This window comes from Pseudomonas sp. NY15435, assembly GCF_048068295.1.
Classification (GTDB): domain Bacteria; phylum Pseudomonadota; class Gammaproteobacteria; order Pseudomonadales; family Pseudomonadaceae; genus Pseudomonas.
In genome coordinates this window covers 56490-82614 of the sequence record NZ_JBLUQA010000009.1, presented here as the reverse complement: position 1 = coordinate 82614, position 26125 = coordinate 56490, and the positions used below count along the sequence as shown (strand labels likewise).

Below are 26125 nucleotides of genomic sequence, written 5' to 3'. Positions count from 1 at the left end.
CTTCAGGCGGTTTCGGGGATGACGGCTGCCGCGCGGGACGCCGCGTGGGCGGCGGCGCGGCGACCGGAATACACGCAGTCGGCGATGGACAGGCCGGATACGTAGAGATTGGAAGCGACACCCACGGCATTGCGACCGGCGCTGTAGAGCCCGGCGATGGGTTCTCCGCCGGCATCCAGCACGCGGCCGCTGCGCTCGCAGACGCGCAGCCCGCCGAGGGTGATCGCCGGGCAGGGGAACAGCTTGCTGTCGAAGGACAGGTCCAGGGCGTACCAGGGACCATCGTCGAGATCGGCGAGCATCGCCGGCGACTTGCCGAAGGCGTCGGTGTGCTCGCCCCGCGCGGCCCGGCTGTACTCCTCCAGGGTGTGCTGCAGGTTCTGCGGCGGTACGCCGATGGCACGGGCCAGCGCTTCGGGGGTATCGCCCCGGCGGCGATTGAACAGCAGGTTGAGCAGCACCGGCAGGCGCTGGAACGACCAGACCTTGCCCGGCCCGACCTGGCGCAGGGATTCCCTGAGCAGCGCGCGATCGAGGATGAGGATGGCGCGGCCGCCCTGCTCTTCCACCATGGCGTGGCCGAGGGTGGCGCCGTAGACCTCTTCGTTGCAGTAGCGCTCGCCGCGGGCATTGACGATCACGCCGCGAGCCCAGGCCAGCGGTGGATTGATGAAGCGCCAGGCACTGACCTTGTCCAGGCGCTGGGCAGCGGCACCCACGCCAAGGCCAAGGCGGATACCGCTGCCATCGCAGCCCGGCGTGCCCAGTGGCAGGCCCGGCAAGTACTGCGGCGCGTGCTCGGCAAGCATCTCGCGATTGAAGATGAAGCCGCCGGCACTGAGCAGCACACCCTTGCGCGCACGGATCAGCAAGGGCCGCGCGTGTCGTTGTTCGATTCGACGCAAGGCCGCGATCAGGCGCTCGGCCAGGGGCGGCGCATAGGGATGCAGCGCGGTAGCGGTGCGGCTCAGCCAGGCGTGGCGACGCGCGGCAAAGCTGCCCGGCGGCAGGCGCCAGGCCTCGACGCCGATCACCGCGCCGTTGGCATCCTGCACCAGCCGGCGTACTTCGCACTGGCTGTAGAGCTGTACGCCGTTCTCCCGCGCCGAGGCGCGCAGCGCGGCGAACAACGCCGCACCGGACATACCACTTCCCTTGGTGCGGTGCCCGCGCGGCGCAGGCTGCGCCAGGCTGGCGTAGGCCGGCACGGCTTCGTTGCCCGAGTAGTAGAGGTAGAAACGGTCGCTGGGGTAGGACGTCTTGTGCGGCGGCACGCTGGCTTCATAACGTGCGCCCTGGCGCTCTAGCCAGGCCAGCTGGTCCACGCTGCGCTCGCAGAAGTCACGCAGGGTTTCGCCCCGAACCGCGTCGCCGACCTCACCCTGCAGGTAGCGGAACATTGCCTCGGCATTGTCGCTGTAACCGGCCTGACGCTGGTACGGCGTACCGCCGCCGGCATACACGACGCCGCCGCTGCGCGCGGTCGCTCCACCGCCGGCGAAGCGATCCAGCGCCAGCACTTCGAGGCCACGCTCGCGGGCTTCCAGGGCAGCGCAGGCACCGGCACCGCCGAAGCCGACCACCAGCAGGTCGGTCGTTGCTTGCCAGTTCAGTCGCTCGCCTGCGCCCAGGCGCAGCGGCGGGATCGGCAGTGCACCGGCCATGGCAGTCAGCCCGCCGCTGCCACGCTCGGCGCCTGCACGGCGACGGCGGTGGTGTAGGTGCCGTTCACGTAGATCAGCGGAGTGATGCGCGGGGTGTTGCGAATCTCGCGGATGCGCCCGATGAACACCGTGTGGGTGCCGTAGGTGAAGCGCCCGTCCTGCTCGCAGACCACGCTCGACTGGGCGTCTGCCAGGTACGGCACGCCGCACTCGGTGGCACGCCAGTCGCCGCTGGCAAAACGCCCCTCGCCTTTCACCGGGCCGCTGCACAGGTGCGACAGATGCTCCTGGTCCTGGCCGAGGATGTTCACGCAGAAGTCCGCGCCGGCGTCCAGCACGCGGTGCAGCGAGGCAGTCTGGTTCACGCAGATCAGCAGCGACGGCGGCTCGGTGGACAGCGAGTCCACCGCCGTGGCGGACATGGCGTAACGCTCGCGGCCATCGCTGGTGGTGATGATGGTCACCGATTTGGCGAGCCGGCGCATGGCCTGGAGCATGTCGGCTTTCAGAGTGTCCTGGTTCATCGCACGGGCCTCGCTGGGCGTGTTGGGCTGAGGTGTAGTGCGATGGATTCTGTGGTCGCGGCGGGTGTGCAACATCGTCCGAGGGGACTAGTCGTGCCCGCTCTCGAAGCGCTGCGCGCATATGGTCCGTTTGTGGGATGTGGGCATTTCCACGCGTTGTTCAAATGCCCGCAAAGGCCCCTGCGATCCGACGCGGGAGACCGAGCACCGCCCCACGGGGCGACCACAGGAGAACAACAAGATGCTCGACCACGACCTGATCCGTCAGCGCCTGCGCCAGCGCGCCCGCGAGCTGGTGCCGGTGCTGCGCGAACGCGCCGCCGACGCTGCCCGTGAAGGCCGGCTGCCGGAGGAAACCCTCCGTGATTTCCACGAAGCCGGCTTCTTCCGCATTCTCCAGCCGGCCCGCTGGGAAGGCTACGAGCTGGAGCCCAAGGACTTCTTCGAAGTGCAGATGACCCTCGCCGAAGGCTGCATGTCGTCGGCCTGGGTGCTGGGCGTGGTGGCCATCCACAACTGGCAGCTGGCGTTGTTCGACGACCGCGCCGCGCAGGATGTATGGGGCGAGGACTCCAGCGTACTGATCTCCTCCTCCTACATGCCGGTAGGCAAGGTGACGCCGGTGGACGGCGGCTTCCGCCTGTCCGGGCGCTGGGGCTTCTCCAGCGGCAGCAAGCACTGTCAGTGGGCGTTCCTTGGCGCCCTGGTGCCGCCGAGCGAACCGGGCGGCATGCCGGACTACCGCACCTTCCTGGTGCCGCGCAGCGACTACCAGGTGCTCGACAACTGGAACGTCATGGGCCTGGAGGCCACAGGCTCCCACGATGTGCTGGTGGAAGACGCCTTCGTCCCCGAATACCGCACCCACCGCGCCCTCGACGGTTTCATGCAGAACAGCCCGGGCAACGCGGTGAACAGTGCGCCGTTGTTCCGCCTGCCGTTCGGGCAGATTTTCGTGCGCGCGGTGTCCTCGGCGGCCATTGGTGCGCTGCAGGGCGCGGTGAACCTGTTCATCGAGCACAACCGCGCCCGCGTTGGCGTCAATGACGGCCGCAAGATGGGCCAGGACCCTGCCGCCCAGCAGGCGCTGGCCGATGCCATGGTGGCGGCCGACGAATGCCGCACCGTGCTGCTGCGCAACTTCGAGCTGATGATGCAGCGCGCCCGCGACGGCGAGCCGCTGAGCATGCCCGAGCGGGTGAAGATGCGCTACGACTCGGCCCTGGTGGCGGACAAGTGTGCGCGCGCCGCCGGCACCCTGATGTTCAACAGCGGCGCCTCCACCATCTTCCGCGAACACCCGATCAACCGGGCCTTCCGCGACATCCACACCGGTCGCGCGCACGTCGCCAACAGCCCGGCGAAGTACGCCTGTAACCTCGGCGGCGTGAACATGGGCGCGGACTCCACGGACTTCTTCCTCTAAGCCGCAGCACCTGCCACCCCGGCACTTCGGCGTAGTCCGTTCGGGCGATTCCGAGGCGCCGGCGAACACAGAACATGGCCCATGAGGCTGAGCCCGTCGGCCGCCACTACAACAAGGGACGCATCCCATGAAATTCTCTCTGATCTACGAAGCGCAGACGCTGGACAGCACCCGCGAAGGCGACCGCCGTATCTTCGAGGAAACCGTCGAACAGGCCGTGCTGGCCGACCAGCTCGGCTTCGACACCTTCTGGTGCGTGGAGCACACCGCGCTGACCAACTACTCGCACATGTCCGCGCCGGAGACCATGCTGGCCTTCGTCGCCGGCAAGACCCAGCGTATCGGCATCGGCCACGGCGTGGTCTGCCTGCCGCCGGCGATGAACCACCCGGTGAAGGTCGCCGAGCGCATCGCCACTCTCGACCTGCTGTCCGGCGGCCGCGTGCACTTTGGCGTGGGCAAGGGCGGCACCCAGCAGGAGGCCGGCACCTTCGGCTATGACCTGGCGACCCTGCAGCCGCAGATCGACGAGGCCATGTACCTGATCCCGAAGATGTTCGTGCAGGACGAGATCGAGCACGACGGCGTATACGTGAAGATTCCCAAGCGTCCCATTCATCCCAAGCCCTACCAGGACCCGCACCCGCCGATGTACCTGGCCTGCACCAATACCGAGTCGCTGAAGAACGCCGGTGGCCGCGGCATGGGCGCGCTGGTGCTGGGCTTCGGCGGCCCGGAGGAAATCGCCAAGAAGGTCGCCGTCTACCACGAGGCCTGGGACAACCGTGACGAGGCCAACCAGGTTGGTTTCCGGCCGAACCGCCACATCGCCGCGCTGTGCCCGGCCATCGTCCTGGACGACAACGAGAAGGCCCGCGCCATCGGTGTGCGCGGCCAGCGCTACTTCATGGAATCCCTGGCCTACTGGTACGCCGGCGGCGAGCGCCCGGACCCGGCCAAATGGCAGGACGACACCTTCGTCGACGGCAACGGCCAGGCGGTGATCCGCTCGCGCTTCGCCTCCGAGGAAGTGACGGTGGACTTCTCCGACCCGACCATGGCGATGATGAACCCCAACCACGCCTACGGCACGGTGAATGACTGCATCGGCTACGTGCAGCGCCTGATCGACGCCGGCGCCGATGAAATCCTCTTCATCTGCCAGATGGGCACCGTGCCGCAGTGGGCGCAGATCGAGACGCTGAAGAACATCGGCGAGAAGGTCATCCCCTACTTCCGCGACAAGCTGCAGATCGCCTGAAACGAACGCTGAACCACCAGGACGGGCCCTTCGGGGCCCGTTCTGTTTTCTCGTGCAGAATCAGGCAGGCAAATCATCGCCGGAATCAGCAGCGGATAGGCGGTGTACAACGTCGAGCGGTTGTACGCCGCCTCAAGCAGCGAATCCGCACCTGGGATCGGCATCGAGCAGGTTCTGTTCGCGAGCAAGCTCGCTCCTACAAAGAGCAGCGCCTGATGCAAATGGCCACTGTAGGAGCGAGCTTGCTCGCGAACGCACGTACCCACCGAACGCAAACGCCCCACACCGGATCCCGGCGTAGGGCGTACAACCGTTCGCGGTTGTACGCCGCCTCAAGCAGCGAATCCGCACCTGGGATTGGCATCGAGCGGGTTCTGTTCGCGAGCAAGCTCGCTCCTACAAAGAGCAGCTCCTGATGCAAGTGGCCACTGTAGGAGCGAGCTTGCTCGCGAACGCATGTACCCACCGCTGAACGCAAACGCCCCACACCGGATCCCGGCGTGGGGCGTACAACCGCTCGCGGTTGTACGCCGCCTCAAGCAGCGAATCCCCACCTGGGATCGGCATCGAGCGGGTTCTGTTCGCGGGCAAGCTCGCTCCTACAAAGAGCAGCGCCTGATGCAAGTGGTCACTGTAGGAGCGAGCTTGCTCGCGAACGCATGTACCCACCGCTGAACGCAAACGCCCCACGCCGGATCCCGGCGTGGGGCGCACTACTCCTGCGCGTGTTCTACCGCCGCGCAGCCACTCGGCTCAGATCACCCGCGCCGGATGCTGCACCCGCGGTGCACCCAGTTGCTCGCGCCAGGACGGTGGCTGGCGGCCGTCGGCTTCCTGGATGCCGTAGCGCAGCGCCAGTTCGGCGCTGACCAGCGTCTGCCCGGAGAGCTGCGGCAGTTCTGGATCATCCAGCAGCGCATGAATGATCCGCCCGTTGAACTGCGGCGTCTCGGCCATGGCGAGGAAGGCTTCGTACTGCTCGGCGCGGGCCTGGCCGGCAATGGCGGTGCGCTCGGTGAGCTGCGGGCCGAGCCAGAGGGACAGCGCCGCCACGCCCGTGCCTTCGAAGTCGATGGCCATGTCCGCCGCCAGCTTGTCCACGCCGGCCTTCTGCGCACCGTAAGCCGGACCATGCATGTAGCACCCGGCACCGAAGGACGAGGTGAACGCCACCAGCGCCCTGGGTGCGCGCAGCAGCAAGGGGGCGGCGTGGTAGCTGGCGACATAGGCCGAGCGCAGGCCGATGTCGAGGATGTCCACCAGCTCCAGCGGTTTCTCCCAGAACGGGCCGGGATCGATCAGTTGCTCGTGGATGAAGGCAACGTTGTTCACCAGTAGATCCAGCCGGCCATGCTCGGCCTCGATGCGCTGGAACAACGCGCGCACCTGCTCGTCATCAGCGTGGTCGCACTGCACGGCAATGCCACGACCGCCGGCGGCATCGATGGCCGCGGCGGTTTCGTGGATGCTGCCATGCATCACCTGGCCGCGCAGCCTGGCGTTGCCTGATTCGACGGAGCGCCCGGTGAGGTAGACGGTCATGCCGGCGGCGCCCAGCGCCTCGGCGATGCCCTTGCCGACGCCACGGCTGGCGCCGGTGACCAGGGCGATGCGGGAAGTGGATTCAGGCATTCTGCGGTACCTCCGGATGGGCGCGGGCGGGAACGGCCTGCTGCTGGATGTGCTCAGCAGCGAGGAAGCCGAAGGTCATCGCCGGGCCGATGGTCGAGCCGGCGCCGGGGTAGGTCGCGCCCATCATCGAGGCGGCGGAGTTGCCGATGGCGTAGAGACCCTCGATGGCGTTGCCATCCTCGCGCAGCACGCGGGCATGCACATCGGTGAGCAGGCCGCCCTTGGTGCCAATGTCGCCGGCGTCGATCTTCACGGCGTAGAACGGCGCTTTCAGTAGCGGCGCCAGGCACGGGTTGGGCTGCACGTGCGGATCGCCGTAGTAGCGGTCGAACAGCGACTCGCCCTTGTGGAAGTCCGGGTCCTGGCCGAGCACGGCATAGCGGTTGAAGCGCTCCAGCGTGCGCGCGAGCCCGGCGCCGTCGACTCCGATCTCACCGGCCAGCGCCTGGATGCTGTCAGCCTTGTGGTAGAAACCCTGCAGGTGCTTGGGCAGGCGACTGTCCGGCTGGGCGTAGCCCGGCAGCAAGGCGCCGCAGGGGTATTTGCGGCGGAACTCGGCGTCGAAGATCATCCAGCAGGGCACGCTGCGCGCCTGCTCGCTGTCGTGGGCGTACATGGCGTAGACGATGTCAGTGTAGGGCGCGCCTTCGTTGACGAACCGCTGGCCCGCGGAGTCCACCAGCACGCAGCCGGGCAGGTTGCGCTCGACGAACAGCACACGCGCTTTTTCCTCTCCGGCCACGTGGGCGCTGGGTGCCCACCAGCTGTGCTCCATCAGCGCGGTGGCCGCACCCAGCTGCTGTCCGGCGCGGATGCCGTCGCCGGTGTTGTACGGTGGCGTGGCAGTCCACTGGGTGCTGGAAGGCTGCGGATGATACTGACTGCGCATGGCCTGGTTGCGCTCGAAGCCGCCGGCAGCGATGACCACGCCGCGCCGCGCGTGAAGCCTCAGTGTCTGGCCGTCGCGCTGCAGCACGGCGCCGATGACACGCCCCTGCTCCTCGATCAGTTCCTGCAGCGAGGTGTTCAGCCACAGCGGTACCTGGCGGTCCAGCAGCGAGCGACGTAGCGCGGCGATCAGCGCGTTGCCCAGGGTCAGGAAGCGGTCGCGCGGCGAGCGCAGACGCGCGGGCAGGTCGCGCCAGTAGCGCCACAGAATGCGCAGCGTCAGCCCGACCCAGCCGGTGCCACGACAGAGCAGCACGCGGGCTTCCTTCATGGTCATGGCCACACGCCCCATCATCAGGGTGCCGGGGGACGGCTCGCGCATCCGCGAGAACTCCTCGCCCAGTTCGCGGGCATCGAAGGGCAGCGGGTCCATGGAGCGGTAACCCGGTTTGCCGCCGGGGACTTCCGGGTAATAGTCGGCGTATTCGGCCTGGGCTTCGAAGCGCACGCGGCTATTGCCTTCCAGGTACTCGACCATGCGCCGGCCGTGCTCGACGTAGGCCTCGACGCGGCCGTCATCCACGAGGTTGTCGCTGACCGTGCGGATGTAGCGGATCGCTTCCTGCGCCGAATCCTGGCCGCCGAGGGCGGCGATCCGATGGTTGCAGGGTATCCAGATGCCGCCGCCGGACACTGCCGTGGTGCCGCCGTAGCGGTCACTCTTTTCCACCAGCAGGACGTCCAGGCCGAGGTCACGGGCGCGCAGCGCGGCGGTCATGCCACCCGCACCGCTGCCCACCACCAGGACGTCACATTCCATGTCCCACTCACGGCTTCGCTGGCCGCTCGCCCTTGCGTTCATGCGCTTGTTCTCCGGGATCTGGCGTGGCGGAAAACCACGCTCGCCCGGCGATTGTTCGCGCCCGCGCAAAGCCCCGGCATCGTCCGATGGGACTAGCGCCAGAGCGGCCCGTCCCCGTCCCGCCGGCTTAGTCTTTTTGGACGATGTTGGCGCACTCGGGTGACCACATAGTCAGCCCCGCCACCTTCCCGCCAACACCGTTTCCGGGTCTGGCCGACAGCGCCGCCCGAGCAGAGGACGAGATGACAAGAATAAGAATCGCCTTCCCGCCGTTGCCCCTTGCCCTTGCGATCAGCGCCAGCAGCCTGTTCCTCGCCAGCCAGGCGCAGGCGCTGTCCTACCAGTTCAACGACGACCTGCAGGTCAACTGGGATACCACCCTGAGCTACAGCCTCGCCTGGCGCACCGAGAAGCGTGCCCATGCGCTGTCCAACGGCGGCAGCAATCCCGCCATTGCCAACGGCGACGACGGCGACAACGCCTTCGACCGCGGCGCGCTGATCAACAACCGCGCCAGCTTCCTCACCGAGGCGGACTTCAAGTTCCGCCAGGACTACGGCCTGTTCGTCCGCGCCACCGGCTTCTACGACGACGTTTACCAGCGCGGCAACGACAACGACTTCGGCACCTCGAACTGCTTCGCCGGCGGCCGTTGCTCCAAGCCGGACCACTTCTCCGGCGAGACCGAGGACCAGGCCGGCGACGACCTGCGCCTGCTCGACACCTACGCCTACGGCACCTGGGATCTGAACGGCCACACCCTCAACGCCCGCGCCGGCAACCAGGTGGTGGCCTGGGGCGAGAGCCTGTTCAACGGCTTCGGCATTTCCGGTGCGATGAGCCCGGTGGACGCCACCAAGGCCAACACGCCCGGCATCGAGATCAAGGAGCTGTTCCTGCCGGTGGGCCAGGTGTTCACCCAGTACAGCCTGACCGACAACCTGGGCGTGCAGCTGTATTACCAGTACCAGTGGAAGCGCAACGAGCTGACCCCGGTCGGGCACTTCTTCTCCACCACCGACTACATCGACGAAGGCGGCTTCAACGACTCCACCGGCCAGCAGCGCCGCCTGGGCGACGATACGCCGGGCAACAGCGGCCAGTACGGCGCAGCGCTGACCTACACGGTGGAGCAGCTCAACAACACCGAGTTCGGCCTGTACTACCTGCGTTTCAGCGACCACAGCCCGCAGCTGGACTTCCTCAGCGACTGGAACACCGGCAACTACCGGGCGATCTTCTACGACGACATCAAGCTCTATGGCGCGAGCTTCTCCAGCATGCTCGGCGAGACCAACGTCAGCGGCGAGATCAGCTACCGCGATGGCCAGCCGGTGCTGGTCGATACCGGGCTGACGCCGCAACCGGTGCGCGCCGACGTCGCCCAGGCGCTGGTGTCCTTCATCCACTCGTACGGCGCCCTGCCCTTTGCCGACAACACCACGCTGACCGGCGAGGTCGGCTACAACCGCGTGATGAACAACGACAAGGCGCCCAGCTTCGACGTCTTCGTTCCCACCGGCGCCGGCTACGCGCAGATCCGCACGCCCAACACCGACAAGCTCTACTACGACCGTTCCGCCTGGGGTTACACCGTCAACCTGACGCTGGACTACAACAACGTGTTCAACGGCTGGGACCTGAGCGTACCCATCATCTACAGCCAGGCGGTCAACGGTAATTCCTCCATGCCGGGCAGCTTCGGCCTGGGCGAAGGCGACGACCGCTTCGCCGTCGGCACCACCTGGCGCTACCTGAACAACTTCAGTATCGAAGCCCGCTACAACATGTTCCTCGGCAACCCGAGCGAAACCACCCTGGCGGACCGCGACAACCTTTCGCTCACCGCGAAATACAGCTTCTGACCCAGCCCAAGGAGCCAGATCATGAATCGCAAACCCAACCTGCCCGCCCTGCTGCTGTCCGCGACACTCACCTGCCTGATCGGCCAGGCCCAGGCCAAGGTCAGCCCCGAAGAGGCCGCGCGCCTCGGCCAGGAGCTCACGCCCATGGGCGCCGAGAAAGCCGGCAATGCCGAAGGGACGATCCCCGCGTGGACCGGCAAGTGGCGCGGCGCGCCGCCCCAGGTGAAATACGACGGCCCCGGCAGCCGCTACGCCGATCCGTACGCCGACGAGAAGCCGCTGTTCGTCATCACCGCGCAGAACATGGATCAGTACTCCAAGCACCTCACCGACGGCCAGCGCGCCCTGTTCAAGCGCTACCCTGACACCTTCAAGATGCCGATCTACCCCTCGCACCGCGACTTCCGTTTCAGCGAGAAGATCGAAGCCAACATCAAGGCCAACGCCACCAGCGCGGAACTGGTGGATGGCGGCAACGCCGTACGCAACGCCTTCGGCGCCTCGCCCTTCCCCATCCCCAAGGATGGCTACGAGCTGATGTGGAACCACGCCCTGCAGGCCCGCGCCAACAGCGAGGAAGCCGTCTATGACCAGGCGGTGATCTACTCCAACGGCAACCAGGCGCTGCAGACCGTGCACTACCAGATTCTCGCACCCTGGTGCTCGCCGACCGGCTCGCTGCAGAACTATGACGGCGGCGTGATGAGCCACTTCATGATCACCACCCTCAAGCCCGTGCGCTCCAAGGGCGAAATCATCGGCGGCAATGAGTTCTTCGACCCGGTCGCCAGCCCGCGGCAGAGCTGGCAGTACCTGCCCGGCACCCGCCGCGTGCGGCGCGCGCCCACCGTCGGCTATGACACGCCCACCGGAGCCGGCGGCTTCCGCACCATCGACGAAGACCGCCTGTTCAACGGCGCGCCGGATCGCTACGACTGGAAGATGCTCGGCAAGCGCGAAATCTACATCCCCTACAACAACTACAAGCTCGACGACCCGGCGCTGAAATACTCGCAGATCCTCACGCCCAACCACGTCAACCCGGACTTCATGCGCTACGAGCTGCACCGCGTGTGGGTAGTGGAAGCCACGCTGAAGCCGAGCGCCAGACACATCTACGGCAAGCGCACCCTGTACCTCGACGAGGACAGCTGGTCCGCCGCCCTGGCCGACAACTACGATTCGCGCGGCCAGCTGTGGCGCACCAACATGCAGACCACCGTGTACGCCTACGACATCCAGGTGAACCAGGCCCGCGTGGCGCTGTTCCATGACCTCATCGCCGGCTCCTACCTGGCCGACCGCATGGCCAACGAACAACCGGCGCCCAAGCTGAACAGCGCCGACTACGACGCCAACTACTTCACCGCCGCCAACATGCGCAAACTCGGCCAGTAAGGCCCCCTTCGAAAGCCCGCGCGGGATACCGCGCGGGCTTTGTGTTTTGTTTCGCCGACCAAGGAATGCCCCATGCACAACCTCCTCCGCGCTGCCATCGCCACTGCCGGCTTGAGCCTCGCCACCCAGGCCAGCGCGCTGACCATCCTGCTCACCAACGACGACGGCTGCCGCGCGCCGGGCATCCAGGCGCTGTACCGCGAGCTGAGTGCCGCCGGACATCGCGTGACGCTGGTGGCGCCGGATACCGACAACAGCGGCATCGGCGCCGCCAGCGTGGTCGCTCCCGGCCAGGCGCTGACCATTACCCGCCTCGCCGATCAGCAATACTGCGTCGGTGCACCCGCCGGGTTCACCCTGCCTGCGGGCAAGAACATGGCTGTCGGCACGCCGGTGGATGCGGTGAATACTGGCCTCGACCTGTTGCTCAGGGACAGCCCGCCGGACCTGGTAGTTTCCGGCAGCAACTTCGGCGACAACGCAGGTCCCTTGATCCAGATGTCCGGCACCCTCAACGCCGCGCTCTGGGCCATGCGCCGCGGCGTGCCGGCGATGGCCGTATCCACCGCCATCGACCTGCCGCTGGTGCAGCGCAATCCGCAAGCCGGAATGCAACTGACCCGTGACGCCCTGGGCGACAGCGCGCGCCTCGCCGTGCGCGTGCTCGATCGAGCGCTCGTGGCCGGCCGGTCGGCGCAGAAGGCATGCGGGAAAAGCCAAGGCGAATGCGCATTCAACCTGCTCGGCCTGCCCGTCGGCCAGGGCCTGAACCTCAACTACCCGGCACGCCAGGCGGCACAGGTGCGCGGGCTGGTGTATGCGCCGGTGAGTGACTGGTCGCCCATCGTCTTCGCCGTGCAAGCGGACGCGGACGGTGGCGCGCGCGTGAATCTCGGCGCAGCGAAAGCACCGAACGAACGACAGCGCCGGGAGGATGCCTACCTCCTGACCCAGGGGTATGCGGTGCTCAGCGTGGTCGGGACGGACCTCAATGGAGACCACGAGGGCGAGCGGCGGGCGCGGGAATTGTTGAAGGGAATGAAGCCCTGAAGACGGCGTGGGAGCAGGCTTCGTACGATTAGTGGGCTGCACGTCCTGGGCAGACGGGTTCGCGAGCAAGCTCGCTCCTACATCTGCCGACGGACCTTTGTAGGGGGATAAAACCCTGAACACGGCGTGGGAGCAGGCTTCGTCCGATTAGTAGGCTGCGCGACCGGGGCAGGCGGGTTCGCGAGCAAGCTCGCTCCTACATCTGTCGGCGGACCTTCGTAGGGGGATGAAACCCTGTAGACGGCGTGGGAGCAGGCTTCGTCCGATTAGTAGGCTGCACGTCCGGGGCAGGCGGGTTCGCGAGCAAGCTCGCTCCTACATCTGTCGGCGGACCTTTGTAGGGGGATGAAACCCTGAAGACGGCGTGGGAGCACGCTCCGTCCGATTAGTAGGCTGCGCGACCGGGGCAGGCGGGTTCGCGAGCAAGCTCGCTCCTACATCTGTCGGCGGACCTTCGTAGGGGGATGAAACCCTGAAGACGGCGTGGGAGCGGGCTCCGTCCGATTAGTGGGCTGCGCGCCCGGGGCAGGCGGGTTCGCGAGCAAGCTCGCTCCTACACCAGCGGGCGACCTATGTGATGGTGGTCCGCACCGCCTCGATTCCTGTAGGAGCGAGCTTGCTCGCGAACAAGGGACCCCGCGCTGCGTCAGTTTGCGCGTCAGCGCACACCTACAGGCGGGCGAAGCTATCGGGCTGGTTCAGCACGCAACGGATGCCGCCCGGCAGGGCCATGCTCGCCACACACTGGTTGCAGTGATTGCAGCCGTTTTCGTAAGCCTCGCCCTGGCTGCGCACCTGCTTGACTAGGTCCGGATCGCGCAACAGCGCACGGCCCAGGGCGACGAAATCGAAGCCCTCGGCCATGGCGCGCTGCAGGCTGTCGCGCTGGCTGACGCCGCCCAGGTACACCAGCGGCATGTCGGTGGCCTGGCGCACCCGCCGGGCCTGGTCGAGGAAGTACATCTCGGCGTACGGCAGGCTGGCGAACAGCCGCCCGCCAAACCATTTCATCGCCGTGCGCTGCAGTGGGTTGGGTTCCAGCGGGATCATCTGCGCCAGCGGGCTCTCGCCGCGGAACAGGTACATCGGTGAACGGCTGGTGAAGCCGCCGCTCATCACCAGCGCATTCAGCCCGTGTTCGGCCAGGCGCGTGGCGATATGGCAGGAATCGTCGATCTCCAGCCCACCGGCAAAGCCATCGCTGAGGTTCAGCTTGGCGAGGATCGGGAAGTCCTCCCCCACCGCTGCGCGCACCGCCGCCAGGACTTCCAGGGGCAGGCGCAGGCGGTTGTCCAGGCTGCCGCCATAGGCATCGCTGCGGCGGTTGGTGGCCGGCGAAAGGAACTGGCTGAGCAGGTAGCCGTGGCCCATGTGGATTTCCACGGCGTCGAAGCCGGCGCGCTTCACCAGCGCCGCCGCATCGCGGTACTCGGCCAAGGTCTTGCGGATGTCCGCCGGGCCCATTGCCCCGGCGAACGGTACGCCGCTGAACAGCCCGTACTGGTTGATGCCGGCACTGGGCCCACGCGGGCGCGGAATGTTCTGCGGCCGCGTACGGCTGAAGAAGCCGCAGTGCGCGAGCTGAGCGGAGATGGCGCCGCCCTCGCGGTGCACTGCCTCGGCGAGCGCGCGCAACTGATCGAAAATACCTTCGTGCATCCACATCTGGTCGGCAAAGGTCAGGCCGTCCGGCGACACGCCGCAGTAAGCCACGGTAGTCAGGCCAACGCCACCGCGCGCCATCCGCGCATGGTGCGCGGCCAGATCGGCGCCAGGCACTCCACCGGGGCACATGCTCTCGAAGGTGGCGGTCTTGATCACCCGGTTGCGCAGCGCGAGGCCGGCCAGGCGAGTGGGAGCCAGGACCTTGTCCAATGCTTCCTGCGGGGTCATCTCAAGCCTCCTCGGGCTGGGTGAAGGGGACGAATTCGGCGACTTCCAGCTCGAAACCCGAGACCGCCTTGTACGGCACCGGGAAGCTCATCAGGCGCATCTTGCGCACGCCCTGGTCACGCAGGATCTGCGCGCCAACACCCAGCGTGCGCTGGGGAAACTTTGGTGCCTGCAACCCCGGCCCGCGCGCGAGTTGATCGAGGATAGTGCCAGCGCTTTCCTGCTGGGCCAATAACACCAGCACGCCGCTGCCCTCAGCGGCGATACGCGCCAGGGAGCGGTCAAGGTTCCACTGCTGCGGCCCACGCGGCGGTTCGCCGGCGAGGAGATCACGCAGGGTTTCCACCGCCTGCACACGCACCAGCACTGGCTGGGCCGAATCGACCTGGCCACGCACCAGGGCGAGGTGCACCACGTCCTTGAAGGCATCGTGGTAGGTGCACACGCGGAACGGCCCGTGGCGGGTATCGATGCGATGTTCCGTGCCACGGGCGATGGTGCCTTCATGAAGGATGCGGTGATGGATCAGCTCGGCGATGCCACCGATGGCCAGGCCGTGGCGCTGAGCGAAAGCATGCAGGACCTCGCCACGCGCGTTCTCGCCTTCCTCGTCGAGGATGCCGGCGACCAGCGCGGCCGGTTGCAAGCCGGCCAGCCGCGCCAGGTCGCAGGCCGCTTCGGCATGTCCGGCACGGCTCATCACACCGCCGGGCAATGCGCGCAGCGGGAAGATATGGCCGGGGCTGACCAGGTCGGCAGGCTTGCTGGCGGGGTCAACGGCTACCTGCACGGTGCGCGCGCGGTCGGCTGCGGAAATGCCAGTGCTGATGCCCTGCGCGGCCTCGATGGAGACCATGAAGCCGAGGCTGTCGCCACGCGGGTTGTCCGTCATCGGCCGCAGGCCAAGGGTCGTGCAGCGTTCGTCGGTCAGCGCCAGGCAGACCAGCCCGCGCGCTTGCACCGCGAAAAAGTTCAGCGCCGCGTCATCGATGAATTCGGCGGCCTGCACCAGCATGCCGTCACCGCCCTCTTCCTCGCCATCGACCAGGATGACCGGCCGGCCCTGGCGCAGCGCTTCGATCAGGTGCAACGGACTGTCCAGCGTCATGTCCGGCTCCTCAGCGCAACACGTCGCGCAGCCAGGCCGCAGCGTCGTCGAGATAGGCCTGCGCGCGCGGCACGAAGGGCGCGAAGCTGGCAAAGCCGTGCAGCATGCCTTCGGCGCGTACCAATTCGACATCGGCACCGACTGCGCGCGCGCGCTCGGCAAAGGCTTCGCCTTCGTCGCGCAGCGGGTCGCATTCGGCGCTCACCAGCAATGTGCGCGGCAGCGCGCCAAGGTCGGCGGCGTGCAACGGCGAGGCCAGCACATCCAGCGGCGCCGGCCAGCTACCCAGGTACTGGCGCCAGAACCAGTGCATCATCGACGCTTCGAGGAAGTAGCCGCTGGCGAACTCGCGGTACGAGGCGCTGCCGCAGCTCTGATCGGTCACCGGGTAGAGCAGGCACAACGCACTGGGCAGCGGCCCGCCGCGCAGGTTGAGCAGGCGCGCGGCGGCGATGGCCAGGTTACCACCGGCACTGTCGCCGGCCAGGGCCAGGCGGGTGGCGTCCACATCCAGTTCGGCGGCGCGCGCCACGAGTTCCGCCACGGCCTGGCAGCAGTCATTGGGTGCGGCCGGGAACGGTGCTTCCGGCGCCAGCCGATAGCCCACCGACACCACCACTGCGCCGCTGCCCAGCGCGATACGCCGGCAGAGGTCATCGTGGGTGTCGAGGGTGCCGGCGACGAAGCCGCCGCCGTGGAAGAACACCAGCAGCGGCAGACCGGACTCGTCGCTCGGGCGATAGAGGCGCGCCGGCAGTTCGCCGACCACGCGCAGCTCGCGTACCTCTGCCAGCGTCGGCTGCTCGCCGGCGGCCAGCCCCTGGTCGGCGAAGCTGCGGTAGGTCACGGCGTCGAGTTGCTGGAAGTCCAGGGCAAAGGCCCCGGCGAACTGTTCCAGCAGGGCCTGCATGTGAGGATCGAGGGCCATGTTCACTCCTTATACGTCGGCCATCAGGAAGACCGGGTTAGTCTCGTCGAGGATGCTTTGCGTACGCGCCTGCAGCGCGGGCTTGAAATCAGGGTGCGGGAGAATCCAGAAGCGCTTCTGGTGGATGGCGGCGAACACCTGGGCGGCCAGGAGATCGGCCGGCATGCCTTCGCGGATGCTCTGCTCCAGTTGCGCACCGAGTGCGGGACCGGCGCCTTGGCCGACCTGATCCGAGGCCATGATGCGACTGGCCACCGGCCCCGGGCAGAGTACCGAGACGCCGACCGGGGCGCCGATGGCCACCAGCTCGTGGTGCAGCACTTCGGAGAGCGCCACCAGCGCCTGCTTGGTGACCGTGTAGGCAGCCAGGAATGGGCTGGCGAGCAGCCCGGCCAGGGACGCAGTGTTGATGATGTGCGCAGGTCTGCCCTGCGCCAGCAGCACCGGCACGAAGGCGCGCAGGCCGTGGGTGACGCCCAGCAGGTTGATGTCGAGCATGCGCCGCCACTGCGCTTCGCTCAGCTCCCAACTGGCGCCGGTCTGCATGACACCGGCATTGTTGAACAGCAGGTCGACGCCGCCGAAGCGCGCCAGGGTGGCATCGCGCAGGGCGAAAAGGTCCAGCTCGCAGCTCACATCCGTAACCTGCGCTAGCACCTCGCAGCCGGTCGCGGCCAACTCGCTGGCCAGTTCGTCCAGCCCCGCGCGGTCGCGGTCGGCCAGGGCCAGGCGCATCCCCAACCCTGCCGCGTGCTGCGCCAGGCCACGGCCAATGCCGCTGGCGGCGCCAGTGATGACGGCCACGCGGCCAGCTTGCTGCTCGCTCATCTTTCCACCGTTTGTCGTTGTTGTCGGTCGATGGCGGTGTTATCGCCGGCCAGGGGGCTGGCGGCATCGTCCACCCGGACTAGGGCGCGCCCTCGTCCGTTCAGACGATGCCGCGGACGCTCTGGCTTGCAGAATCCCAACCAGGCTCGTGCCGCCCTTCTGCCTGCGGCAACCTGATGGGAGAACAACAAGATGAGTACGCTGCACCGTATCGAAGCGCGCCCGGTAGAAGAGCGCTACGCGCGCGGCTGGCACTGCCTGGGTCTGGCCAGCCAGTATCGCGACGGCAAGGCCCATCGCCTGGATGTATTCGGCACCCGCCTGGTGGCCTTCCAGGGCGAGGATGGCCAACTGCACATTCTTGACGGCTACTGCCCGCACATGGGCGCGGACCTCAGCGACGGCTGCGTGGAAGGCAACAGCCTGCGCTGCCCCTTCCACGAATGGCGCTGGGGCGCCGACGGCGTGTGCGATGACATCCCCTATGCCAAGCGCATCCCGCCAAGGGCGAAAATCAAGTCCTGGCCGGTCATGGAGCAGAACCACCTGCTGTTCGTCTGGAACGATCCCGAAGGCAACCCGCCCATCGCCGAGCAGGCCATCCCACGCATCGACGCCTGTTACGACGCCGAGTGGGCCGAGTGGGAAGTGGCGGAACTGAAGATCGATACCAACTGCCGCGAGCTGGTGGACAACGTCTCCGACATGGCGCATTTCGACAGCGTGCACAAAGCGCCCATCGACGAATTCAGCAACCACTTCGAAAGCCACATGGCCACCCAGGTGATGCGCGGCCGCAGCGCGCGACTGTCCGGCGACAGCGAGCTGCGCACCGTAGCCACCTACTACGGCCCGGCCTACCAGATCACCTGGATGACCGGCGCCATGGGCGGCCAGCCGATCGAGTCGATCCTGCTCAACTGCCACGTGCCCATCGACCAGAACAGCTTCACCCTGCGCTACGGCGTACTGGTGAAAAAGGTGCCGGGCCTGTCCGCCGAGGACAACCGCGCCATGGCCCTGGCCTACGTGGAGCAGGCGCGCGCCGCCTTCTACGAGGACGTAGCCATCTGGCACAGCAAGACCCGCGTCGACAACCCGCTGCTGTGCGACGGCGACGGCCCGGTGTACCAGCTGCGCAAGTGGTACGAGCAGTTCTACACCAACATCGCCGAGCTGCCGACGGGCCTCGCCGAACGCAAGAGCTTCGTGGTGCGGGCAGCACAGGCGGAACCGGCCTGAGCCACCGGTCCCCTGCCTTGCGGGACCGATTGCCTTTTGCGGAATGCGCCGATTAATCTCGTCGGCGCTTTCCTACAACAACAATAAAAAATGGTTCTACCGATGGCACAGTCGCTCGATCTCGACCAGTTCAGCGGGATGCTCGGCAATCTCTACCAGGGCCCCCTGGAGCCCACGCCGTGGCAATCCTTCCTCAACCAGCTCAACCAGTTCCTCGAGGCCAAGTACGTCACCTTCATCCTGCGTCCGCCCAGTGACCAGAGCGAAGGCCTGATGGTCAACACCAACGGCAGCTCGGCCGAGGTCGTGGCGTCGTACAACCAGTACTATTTCAACCTCGACCCCTTCGTCGACCTGCCCAGCGGCCAGGTGGTGATCCTCGAGGAGTTCGTCTCCAAGGAACAGTGGCTGGCGTCGGAGTTCTACCGCAACTTCCTCGAGCCGGTCGGGGTATTCCACATCCTCGGCGCCGACATCCGCACCAGCGACGGCGCCCTGTGCCGCATCCGCGTCAGCCGCGGCGTGGAATCGCCCGGCTTCACCGACAACGACAAGGCCCTGCTGGCCTATTTCGTCCCGCACCTGGAGCGCTCGGTGGCGCTGCACACGCAGATCAACCGCATCGAGACCGAACGCAATCTCTACGCCGGCGCGGTGGACCAGTTCGCCGTCGGCACCATCATCCTCGACGAAGCCGGCAAGATCCTGCAGACCAACCAGGTGGCGGAAAACCTGCTGCGCGAGAAGGATGGCCTGAAGATCAGCGCCGACAGCCTGCAGGTCGGCACTCCGCGCGACTGCCAGGAGTTTCGCCGGTTGGTGAAACAGGCGCTGCAGTCGCAGAAAGGCGCGCAACCCTCGGTGGTGGAGGCCATGCGCGTGCAGCGCCCGTCCGGCCGCGCGGACCTGGGCATCATCGTGCGCTCGGTGCCGCTGAGCGAATGGAACGAGGGCAAGCACTGCCCGTCGGTGGTGATCTTCGTCAGCGACCCGGAACAGGAGTCCCGCGCGCCGCAGGAAATCGTCAAGGCGCTGTTCGACCTGACCCCGGCCGAAGCGCAGTTGGCCATGCTGCTGGCCAACGGCCTGACCCTGGACGAGGCCTCGGAAGAATTGAACATCAGCCGCAACACCGCGCGCGCCCACCTGCGCTCGACCTTCTCCAAGACCGGGGTGACCCGCCAGACCATGCTGGTGCGCCTGATCCTGCGCAGTGTGGCGACCCTGGGCTAGTCCGAGCGGACGATTTGCCCGCCGGCCTCGGCGACTAACGTGGGACACCCCCAGTTGGTCGACGAGGTCGCCAGCATGTCCAGACTGATTCCGCTGTTCGTGGCGCTGATCTTCTGCAGCTGCCTGTTCACCGCCCACCTGATGCTGGATATCCACGAACGCTCGGCACAACAGGTGCGCCTGGCCGCCCAGCGCTCGCTGCCGGCGCCGTGCGACCTGGGGAGCTGCTTGCGGGCAGTGCCGTGATGAATGCGCCCGGATTGAGCAAGGCGCAGGCGGCCGGCACACAGAAGCGGCGTATGACCGCGAACGGTCATACGCCCTACGGCCATCACGGATTTGTAACCCTCGGCCGCTAACGTGCTCGCCCACATTCCGCACGCCGCCCCCCATGGTCGGCGCGGCCCCCCCGGCGCTGCCAGAAGACGGACCATGACGGTAGACACGAGCACCTCGCGCAAGCAGTTCCTGATCCGTTCCGAGAACATGACCGCCGACGATTTCGGCGAGCTCTACACGCAAATGTTCGGCAACCTCTATTCGGGGATGCCCAGGCCGGAAAAGCCCATCGCCATCGGCGGGGTCTACGGCCGCTACGAGGGAGTGAGCTTCCGCCGCCTGAGCTTTCGCGGCGACCTGCTGGCCGAGATGCCGGACCTCGACGACGAGATCACCTTCATCTTCCCCAGCGCCGGCCGCGTCGTCTTCAACCAGTGCAGCGACAGCGTCGGCCTGCCCAGCGTCGGGCTGGCCATGGAGAAGGCTTCGGTGCGTTCGGTCGGTTTCATCGACGGCCACGCGCACCATGGGCTGTCGGTGCGCCGCTCGCTGTTCGCCCGCCGCCTGGCCACCCTGCTCGGCCGGCCGATCACCCACAAGGTGCGCTTCCAGCCGCGGGTGGACCTGAGCAACGACGCTTTCCAGGGCATCAAGGCCATCGTCGCGATGGCTACCGGCAACGAGTTCGACCTGCTGATCAACTCCAGCGCGCTGATGCCGGCGCGCCTGCAGGAAATGCTGGTGGATTCGGTGCTGGAAATCTGGCCGCACAACTACAGCGATGCGCTCAAGCGCCCCGCCCCGCAGATCGCTCCGCGCCATGTGAAGCTGGCCATGGACTATATCCAGGAGCATCCCGACGCCATGGTCAGCGGCAGCGACCTGGCCGAACTGACCAACGTCAGCCTGCGCGCGTTGCAGGAAGGCTTCCGTCGCTTCGTCGGCAGCTCTATCGTCGCCTATCAGCGCGAGGTGCGCCTGCAGCGCGCCTATGCTGCGCTGCAACAGGACAGCACGCAGTCGGTCAGCGAGATATCCCTGGCCCTGGGCTTCAGCAACGTCGGGCGCTTCTGCCAGTACTTCCAGAACGCCTACGGCATGAGCCCGGCAGACCTGCGCAGGAATCTGTCGACGCCTGCCCAGGGAAGCAACCTCACCCTGCTCTCAACGCTCGCCGGCTAGGCTCCAGCCAGCTCGGTTCGCGAGCAAGCTCGCTCCTACAGGGTTTCGAGCTCTTCGTAGGAGCGAGCTTGCTCGCGAACATCGCCATCAACGTGGCAATGTAGATCAGCCGCCTAGGGCGCATAACCCGGAACGAATTACCCGTCCTACTCGCTGGAAAGCAAGGCGGCCCGCCGCGTATGACGCGACGGGCCGCTTGGACAGCGCGATGCGATCAGAACTGGTAGCTGGCCTTCAGGCTGCCACTGGCACCGTGGCTGCCGCTGCCGCCCAGGGCACCGACTTCGGCGCCGACGCTGAAGTCGCCCTGGCTGGCGGTCAGGCTGAACGCACCGCTGAACTGGTCGCGGTTGTCGAAGGCGGCGCGCTGGGAGACATCCAGGCCCAGCAGCTGGCCTTCGCTGTCGACTTTGTAGTCGCCCAGCGCGTGGTCGTAGCCTACTTCCAGGCCCGGCACCATCTGCCATCCGCTGCCCAGTACCACTGGAGCGAAGGACGCCTTCAGGTTGGCGTAGGCGCTACGGCGGTTTTCGCTGATGTCGTCGACGTCCAGCGCCAGTTCGCTGCCCTTCTCCTGGAAGCCGTCCAGATCCAGGTGGCTGTAGCGCAGGCCGATGCTCGGCTCCAGGGTCACGGTGGAGACCGCCGCGCGGTAACCCAGGGCGACACTGGCGCCACTCAGGTTGCCGCTGGTGTCGCCCTTGGCCTTGCCCAGGCCGCCGCCGATTTCGCGCTTGCTGTCGTAGTCGAGCCAGCCGTAGCTGAGGTCGGCATCGACGAACAGGCCCTGCTCCAGGTTGTCGAGGGCCAAGCGCGCACCGCCACGGACGAAGGTCAGGTCGGTATCCACTTCGCCGCCGGCACCGCCGACGCTGCCCTTGCTGTAGCCGAAACCGGCGTTGCCGCTGAGCTGTTCGGAGAAGCGCTGGGTCACACCGACCATCATGCCCTGGGTGTGTTCGTTGCTGCTTTGCGCATCAGAGGTGGCGGAGTTGCCCTGGTAGCCGGCCAGCGCGGTGGTCCACAGGCGGGTCTGCCCGGTCTTCAGATCGACGCCGCTGGCATAGGGCGCGGCAGCGCGATCGATCAGCGCATCCTGGCGCAGCAGGTAGCTGGCCGCGTCGGCATGCACCTGCCCGCCGACGGTGGATTCGACGCCGCCAAGGGTGCCGGCGTCGATGGCCGACTGCAGGTAGTAGTTGTATGCGGTGTAGGCACCGGAGAGGCTGCTGTTCTGCAGCTGGGTCAGCAACTGAGCACCGGCGGCAGCGTTGCCGGAAAGCCCGGCGGTACCCGGCAGGGTGCCGTAGTAAACCATCTTGCCGCGCAGCACGTAGATGGTCTCCTGGGACAGGCCGAGACCTTCCTTCAGGTAGTTGTCCATCGTGCCGTACTCGGCAGTCACCTCGTCCAGGCCGGCCTGCAGGTAGCTGGCCTGCACGCCGATCAGCGGCTCGTAGATCGCCGCCATGCTCGCCGGCATCATCGCCAGGGTCGCCTTGATCCGCGCGGCGGTGTAGTCGTTGGTGGCCAGGTAGTTGTCCATGATGGTCTGGCTGTCTACCCCGGCGATGCTCAGCAACACGGCGGCGGTCCAACCGGTGCGGTCCTTGCCGGCGGTGCAGTGGAACAAGGCAGCGCCGTCGGCGGCAGCCAGTTCGTTGAACAGCGTGGTGAACTGGCCGCGCATGCCGGCGTCGTTGACGAAGGCGCGGTTGGTCTCTTCCATCATCTGCACGGCCTGGGCCGCGCTGGTGAAGGAGATGTTGGTGATGTTGGCGCCGGAGGTGGTGCTGCCGATGATGTCGATGTTGTGGTAGGCCGCCCCGGCCGGCAGGGTGTCAGGCGTGCCGGCGATCTCGCTGGGCGTGCGCAGGTCGAACACGTCGCTGATGCCCAGGCTGCCCAGCACCGCGAGGTCCGTGCCCTTGGGCGTCAGCGCGTTGGAGCGGTAGAACACCCCGGAGCGCATCACGCCGTCGTTGCTGGTCGTGTAGGCAGTGGTGGTTCCGGCGATGTCGCGGAAGTTGTCGATACCGGCCAGGTGCGGCGTGTCCAGGGCGTAGGTCTCGGCTGCGTTGGCGCAGGCGATGGACAAGCTGAGCAGGGACAGGCCGACGGTGGAAGCGGAAAGCAGAGCACGATGAAACACGATGTAGCCTCTTTGAGCTTGTTGGCGTGGCTACTATCGGCAGGGTTTTCAGGCGCGAATATGACAATCGCGCGGCATCGGGAAATGCCGGCGCGATCTGTCCGTGGGGTGCGTTTTCTGTCCGTGAAGCTAATCGTCGCGGTGCCCGCTGGACTCGCGGTCGCGCTCGTAACGGTGGCGCATCGGAAACGCCGGCAGCCACGCTTCGCGGCGACAGGTCCACAGCTCATAGGTGGGCTGGAACTGGTCCGGCGCATCCAGCGCACCGAGCGCCACCTCGATCTCGCCGGGGCTGCGGCCGAACACCGAGGAACCGCAGCGCGGGCAGAAGCTTCTCCCCTTGTACTCGTGGGACTCACCCTCGATCTGCACGGCGCTCTCGGGGAAGATCGCCGATGAATTGAACAGCGCGCCATGGTGCTTGCGGCAATCCAGGCAATGGCAGATACCGACCCGGTACGGCTGGCCGGTGGCTTCGATGCGCAGGCTGCCGCACAGGCAGCTGCCGGTGACCTTGTCCATGTTGCACCTCTTCATTGGGCAGGAGTGATGATGACCCGCCCGGTCTGTCGATGTTCAGTCTTCCAGACCGACGCAGGCCAGTACGGCGGCATGCCATTGCGGGTTGTCCAGCAGCCGTGGCAGCAACCCCTTGTGGCCGGCACCGGGCACCACCAGCAACTCACGCTGGCTCGCGCGGGTCGCGGCGGCATGCAGGCGCTCGGGGATTTCCAGCGGGATCACGCTGTCCTGCTCGCCGGCCACCACCAGCAAGCGGCCACGGAAGCGCCCGAGGATGTCCCAGGCGTCGCTGTCGGCCCAGCTGCGCGGACGACGGATGATCGCCGAGAAGTCCGGCCCGAACGGCACCTCGTGGGCTTCGGGGGTATAGATGCCGGGCACGATAAGGATCAGCGCCTGCGCCTCCAGTTCTTCGCTCAACCGCAGCGCGTTGTAGGCGCCCATGCTGATACCGGCCAGCGCGGTCGGACGCACGCCCACCTGCTCGATCACCGACTGCGCCTGCTGGCTGCGGCGCTGCAGCGAGGAATCAGCGAACACGCCGCCAGTCTGGCCGTGGCCGATGCAGTCCAAAGCCGTCGACCCCACGCCGCGCTGCCACAACGACCGACGCAAGCCATCCCACACCGAGCGATTGCTGGCACCGCCACCATGAATGCCGAACAGGTGCAGCGACGAGTCGCCCTTCAGGGTGTCGGCGTGGAGTTCGCGCCCATCGAAAGGCACGCGGAAAGTGACAGCGGACGACATGCGGTAGACCTGGCGGGATGGGCTTCTTGAAGGCCTGCGAGCATAGCTGATCCGCAAGGTGGGAGGCCGATTTGGCCGTTTCGCGATATTCGTCGTCCGGATCGCGTGAGACAGCCGCCTTGGCCGCGCCTAGCATAGGCCACCCAAATACGAAAAACCCCGGCGCGCCCTGCCCGCGCGCCACACCTTGCTGCCCCGGAGTCCCATGTCTACCACCGCTTCTTCCCTGGCCACGCCGTCCGTGGCCAGCCAGGCCAGCCCGCTGGTCATGCGCGTGATCGGCGCGTGCGCCCTCGCCCACCTGACCAACGACCTGATCCAGGCCGTGCTGCCGTCGATCTATCCGGTACTCAAGGCCAACTATGGCCTGAGCTTCACCCAGGTCGGCCTGATCACCCTGACCTTCCAGCTGACCGCCTCGCTGCTGCAGCCCTGGGTGGGCTATCACACCGACCGCCATCCCAAACCCTGGCTGGCGCCGCTGGGCAGCGTCTGCACGCTGATCGGCATCCTCATGCTGGCCTTCGTCGGCAGCTTCCACGCCATCCTGCTGGCCTCGGCGCTGGTGGGCATCGGCTCCTCGACCTTCCACCCGGAAACCTCGCGCATCGCGCGGCTGGCCTCCGGCGGGCGCTATGGGCTGGCGCAGTCCACCTTCCAGGTCGGCGGCAACGCCGGCAGCGCCTTCGGCCCGCTATTGGCGGCAGCCATCATCATTCCGTACGGCCAAGGCAACGTGGCGTACTTCGGCCTGTTCGCGGTGTTCCTCGTCGGCGTGCTCTGGGGCCTGAGCCGCTGGTACAGCCACCACCTCAACCTGTTCAAGCTCAAGGCCGGCGGCGTGGCCACCCACGGGCTGTCCAAGGGCCGGGTGACGGCGTCCCTGGTGGTGCTGGCGCTGCTGGTGTTCTCCAAGTACTTCTACATGGCGAGCTTCACCAGCTACTACACCTTCTACCTGATCGAGAAGTTCGACCTCTCGGTGGCCAGCTCGCAGCTCTACCTCTTCGGCTTCCTCGGTGCGGTAGCGGCCGGCACCTTCTTCGGCGGCCCGGTGGGCGACCGTATCGGGCGCAAGGCGGTGATCTGGTTCTCCATCCTCGGTGTCACGCCCTTCACCCTGGCGCTGCCCTACGTCGACCTGTTCTGGACCAGCGTGCTGAGCCTGGTGATCGGCTTCATCCTCGCCTCGGCCTTCTCCGCCATCGTGGTCTACGCCCAGGAACTGGTGCCCGGTAACGTCGGCATGATCGCCGGGGTGTTCTTCGGCCTGATGTTCGGCTTCGGCGGCATCGGCGCGGCCTTCCTCGGCCACCTGGCCGACATCCATGGCATCGAGTACGTCTACACGCTGTGCTCCTACCTGCCGCTGCTGGGCTGCCTGACGATTCTGCTGCCGTCCACGAAGAAGAAAGCGTAACCCCCCTGCCGCCGGCCC

At 66.9% G+C, this 26125-nt stretch carries 21 protein-coding genes; 10 read left to right on the top strand and 11 right to left on the bottom strand.

The window, feature by feature from the left end; genetic code table 11:
- Positions 1–2: 2 nt before the first annotated feature.
- Together ACNFH5_RS21150 and ACNFH5_RS21145 are read right to left on the bottom strand one after the other, a co-directional pair.
- Positions 3–1664 (bottom strand): FAD-binding protein, encoded by a 1662-nt coding sequence (locus ACNFH5_RS21150; protein ID WP_416749304.1) that lies wholly within the window; start codon positions 1662–1664, stop codon positions 3–5.
- 5 nt (positions 1665–1669) lie between these two features.
- On the bottom strand, positions 1670–2188 hold the full coding sequence (locus ACNFH5_RS21145; RefSeq protein WP_416749302.1) for a flavin reductase family protein: 519 nt from the start codon (positions 2186–2188) through the stop codon (positions 1670–1672).
- A gap of 241 nt (positions 2189–2429) precedes the next feature.
- Between ACNFH5_RS21145 and ACNFH5_RS21140 the strand changes: the two genes are divergently transcribed.
- Entirely contained in the window at positions 2430–3614 is a 1185-nt protein-coding gene (locus ACNFH5_RS21140; RefSeq protein WP_416749300.1) for a flavin-dependent monooxygenase, read from the top strand.
- Between the two features lie 127 nt (positions 3615–3741).
- On the top strand, positions 3742–4875 hold the full coding sequence (locus tag ACNFH5_RS21135) for an LLM class flavin-dependent oxidoreductase (RefSeq protein ID WP_416749298.1): 1134 nt from the start codon (positions 3742–3744) through the stop codon (positions 4873–4875).
- A 753-nt stretch (positions 4876–5628) separates the two neighbouring features.
- On the opposite strand, the gene ACNFH5_RS21130 is transcribed toward ACNFH5_RS21135, so the two are convergent.
- The gene (locus ACNFH5_RS21130; protein WP_416749297.1) at positions 5629–6507 is read right to left on the bottom strand and encodes an SDR family NAD(P)-dependent oxidoreductase; all 879 of its coding nucleotides are present in this window, start codon (positions 6505–6507) and stop codon (positions 5629–5631) included.
- Positions 6500–8215 carry an FAD-dependent oxidoreductase gene (locus ACNFH5_RS21125; RefSeq protein WP_416749295.1) on the bottom strand — a complete coding sequence of 572 codons (1716 nt, stop codon included), beginning with the start codon at positions 8213–8215 and terminating at the stop codon, positions 6500–6502. The genes ACNFH5_RS21130 and ACNFH5_RS21125 overlap by 8 nt, the downstream gene beginning before the upstream one ends.
- A 284-nt stretch (positions 8216–8499) precedes the next feature.
- Here ACNFH5_RS21125 and ACNFH5_RS21120 point away from each other — a divergent pair, with 284 nt between their 5' ends.
- The 3 genes from ACNFH5_RS21120 to surE all read left to right on the top strand — a co-directional run bounded on the left by ACNFH5_RS21120 (position 8500) and on the right by surE (position 12570).
- The gene (locus ACNFH5_RS21120) at positions 8500–10122 is read left to right on the top strand and encodes a DUF1302 domain-containing protein (RefSeq protein ID WP_416749293.1); all 1623 of its coding nucleotides are present in this window, start codon (positions 8500–8502) and stop codon (positions 10120–10122) included.
- Between the two features lie 21 nt (positions 10123–10143).
- On the top strand, positions 10144–11520 hold the full coding sequence (locus ACNFH5_RS21115) for a DUF1329 domain-containing protein (RefSeq protein ID WP_416749291.1): 1377 nt from the start codon (positions 10144–10146) through the stop codon (positions 11518–11520).
- Positions 11521–11592: 72 nt separating this feature from the next.
- A complete protein-coding gene (surE, locus tag ACNFH5_RS21110; protein WP_416749289.1) occupies positions 11593–12570 on the top strand; it encodes a 5'/3'-nucleotidase SurE in 978 nt (325 codons plus the stop codon).
- Positions 12571–13239: 669 nt separating this feature from the next.
- Here surE and ACNFH5_RS21105 read toward each other — a convergent pair.
- Genes ACNFH5_RS21105 through ACNFH5_RS21090 form a run of 4 tightly spaced genes read right to left on the bottom strand, consistent with a single transcriptional unit; the run spans position 13240 to position 17327 of the window.
- The gene (locus tag ACNFH5_RS21105) at positions 13240–14463 is read right to left on the bottom strand and encodes an NADH:flavin oxidoreductase (protein ID WP_416749287.1); all 1224 of its coding nucleotides are present in this window, start codon (positions 14461–14463) and stop codon (positions 13240–13242) included.
- 1 nt (position 14464) lies between these two features.
- Positions 14465–15571 carry a 3,4-dihydroxy-2-butanone-4-phosphate synthase gene (locus tag ACNFH5_RS21100; protein ID WP_416749285.1) on the bottom strand — a complete coding sequence of 369 codons (1107 nt, stop codon included), beginning with the start codon at positions 15569–15571 and terminating at the stop codon, positions 14465–14467.
- Between the two features lie 10 nt (positions 15572–15581).
- Complete coding sequence (locus ACNFH5_RS21095; RefSeq protein ID WP_416749283.1) at positions 15582–16499, bottom strand: alpha/beta hydrolase; 918 nt, start codon at positions 16497–16499, stop codon at positions 15582–15584.
- A 9-nt stretch (positions 16500–16508) separates the two neighbouring features.
- The gene (locus tag ACNFH5_RS21090; protein ID WP_416749281.1) at positions 16509–17327 is read right to left on the bottom strand and encodes an SDR family NAD(P)-dependent oxidoreductase; all 819 of its coding nucleotides are present in this window, start codon (positions 17325–17327) and stop codon (positions 16509–16511) included.
- A gap of 192 nt (positions 17328–17519) precedes the next feature.
- Between ACNFH5_RS21090 and ACNFH5_RS21085 the strand changes: the two genes are divergently transcribed.
- From ACNFH5_RS21085 to ACNFH5_RS21070, 4 genes are all read left to right on the top strand, one after another.
- The gene (locus ACNFH5_RS21085) at positions 17520–18569 is read left to right on the top strand and encodes a Rieske 2Fe-2S domain-containing protein (protein ID WP_416749279.1); all 1050 of its coding nucleotides are present in this window, start codon (positions 17520–17522) and stop codon (positions 18567–18569) included.
- A 102-nt stretch (positions 18570–18671) separates the two neighbouring features.
- On the top strand, positions 18672–19802 hold the full coding sequence (locus tag ACNFH5_RS21080; protein ID WP_416749276.1) for a helix-turn-helix transcriptional regulator: 1131 nt from the start codon (positions 18672–18674) through the stop codon (positions 19800–19802).
- 75 nt (positions 19803–19877) lie between these two features.
- Complete coding sequence (locus ACNFH5_RS21075; protein ID WP_416749274.1) at positions 19878–20048, top strand: hypothetical protein; 171 nt, start codon at positions 19878–19880, stop codon at positions 20046–20048.
- Between the two features lie 186 nt (positions 20049–20234).
- Positions 20235–21263: an AraC family transcriptional regulator gene (locus ACNFH5_RS21070; RefSeq protein ID WP_416749272.1), complete on the top strand. Its 1029-nt coding sequence runs from the start codon at positions 20235–20237 to the stop codon at positions 21261–21263.
- A 214-nt stretch (positions 21264–21477) separates the two neighbouring features.
- On the opposite strand, the gene ACNFH5_RS21065 is transcribed toward ACNFH5_RS21070, so the two are convergent.
- The 3 genes from ACNFH5_RS21065 to ACNFH5_RS21055 all read right to left on the bottom strand — a co-directional run bounded on the left by ACNFH5_RS21065 (position 21478) and on the right by ACNFH5_RS21055 (position 24687).
- Positions 21478–23415, bottom strand: a complete 1938-nt coding sequence (locus ACNFH5_RS21065; RefSeq protein WP_416749270.1) for a tyrosine-protein phosphatase — start codon at positions 23413–23415, stop codon at positions 21478–21480.
- Between the two features lie 129 nt (positions 23416–23544).
- Positions 23545–23937, bottom strand: coding sequence for a GFA family protein (locus ACNFH5_RS21060; protein WP_416749269.1), 393 nt, complete (start codon positions 23935–23937; stop codon positions 23545–23547).
- 54 nt (positions 23938–23991) lie between these two features.
- Positions 23992–24687 carry an alpha/beta fold hydrolase gene (locus tag ACNFH5_RS21055; RefSeq protein ID WP_416749267.1) on the bottom strand — a complete coding sequence of 232 codons (696 nt, stop codon included), beginning with the start codon at positions 24685–24687 and terminating at the stop codon, positions 23992–23994.
- 205 nt (positions 24688–24892) lie between these two features.
- On the opposite strand from ACNFH5_RS21055, the gene ACNFH5_RS21050 reads away from it, so the two are divergent.
- Positions 24893–26107 (top strand): MFS transporter, encoded by a 1215-nt coding sequence (locus ACNFH5_RS21050; RefSeq protein WP_416749265.1) that lies wholly within the window; start codon positions 24893–24895, stop codon positions 26105–26107.
- Positions 26108–26125 lie beyond the last annotated feature (18 nt).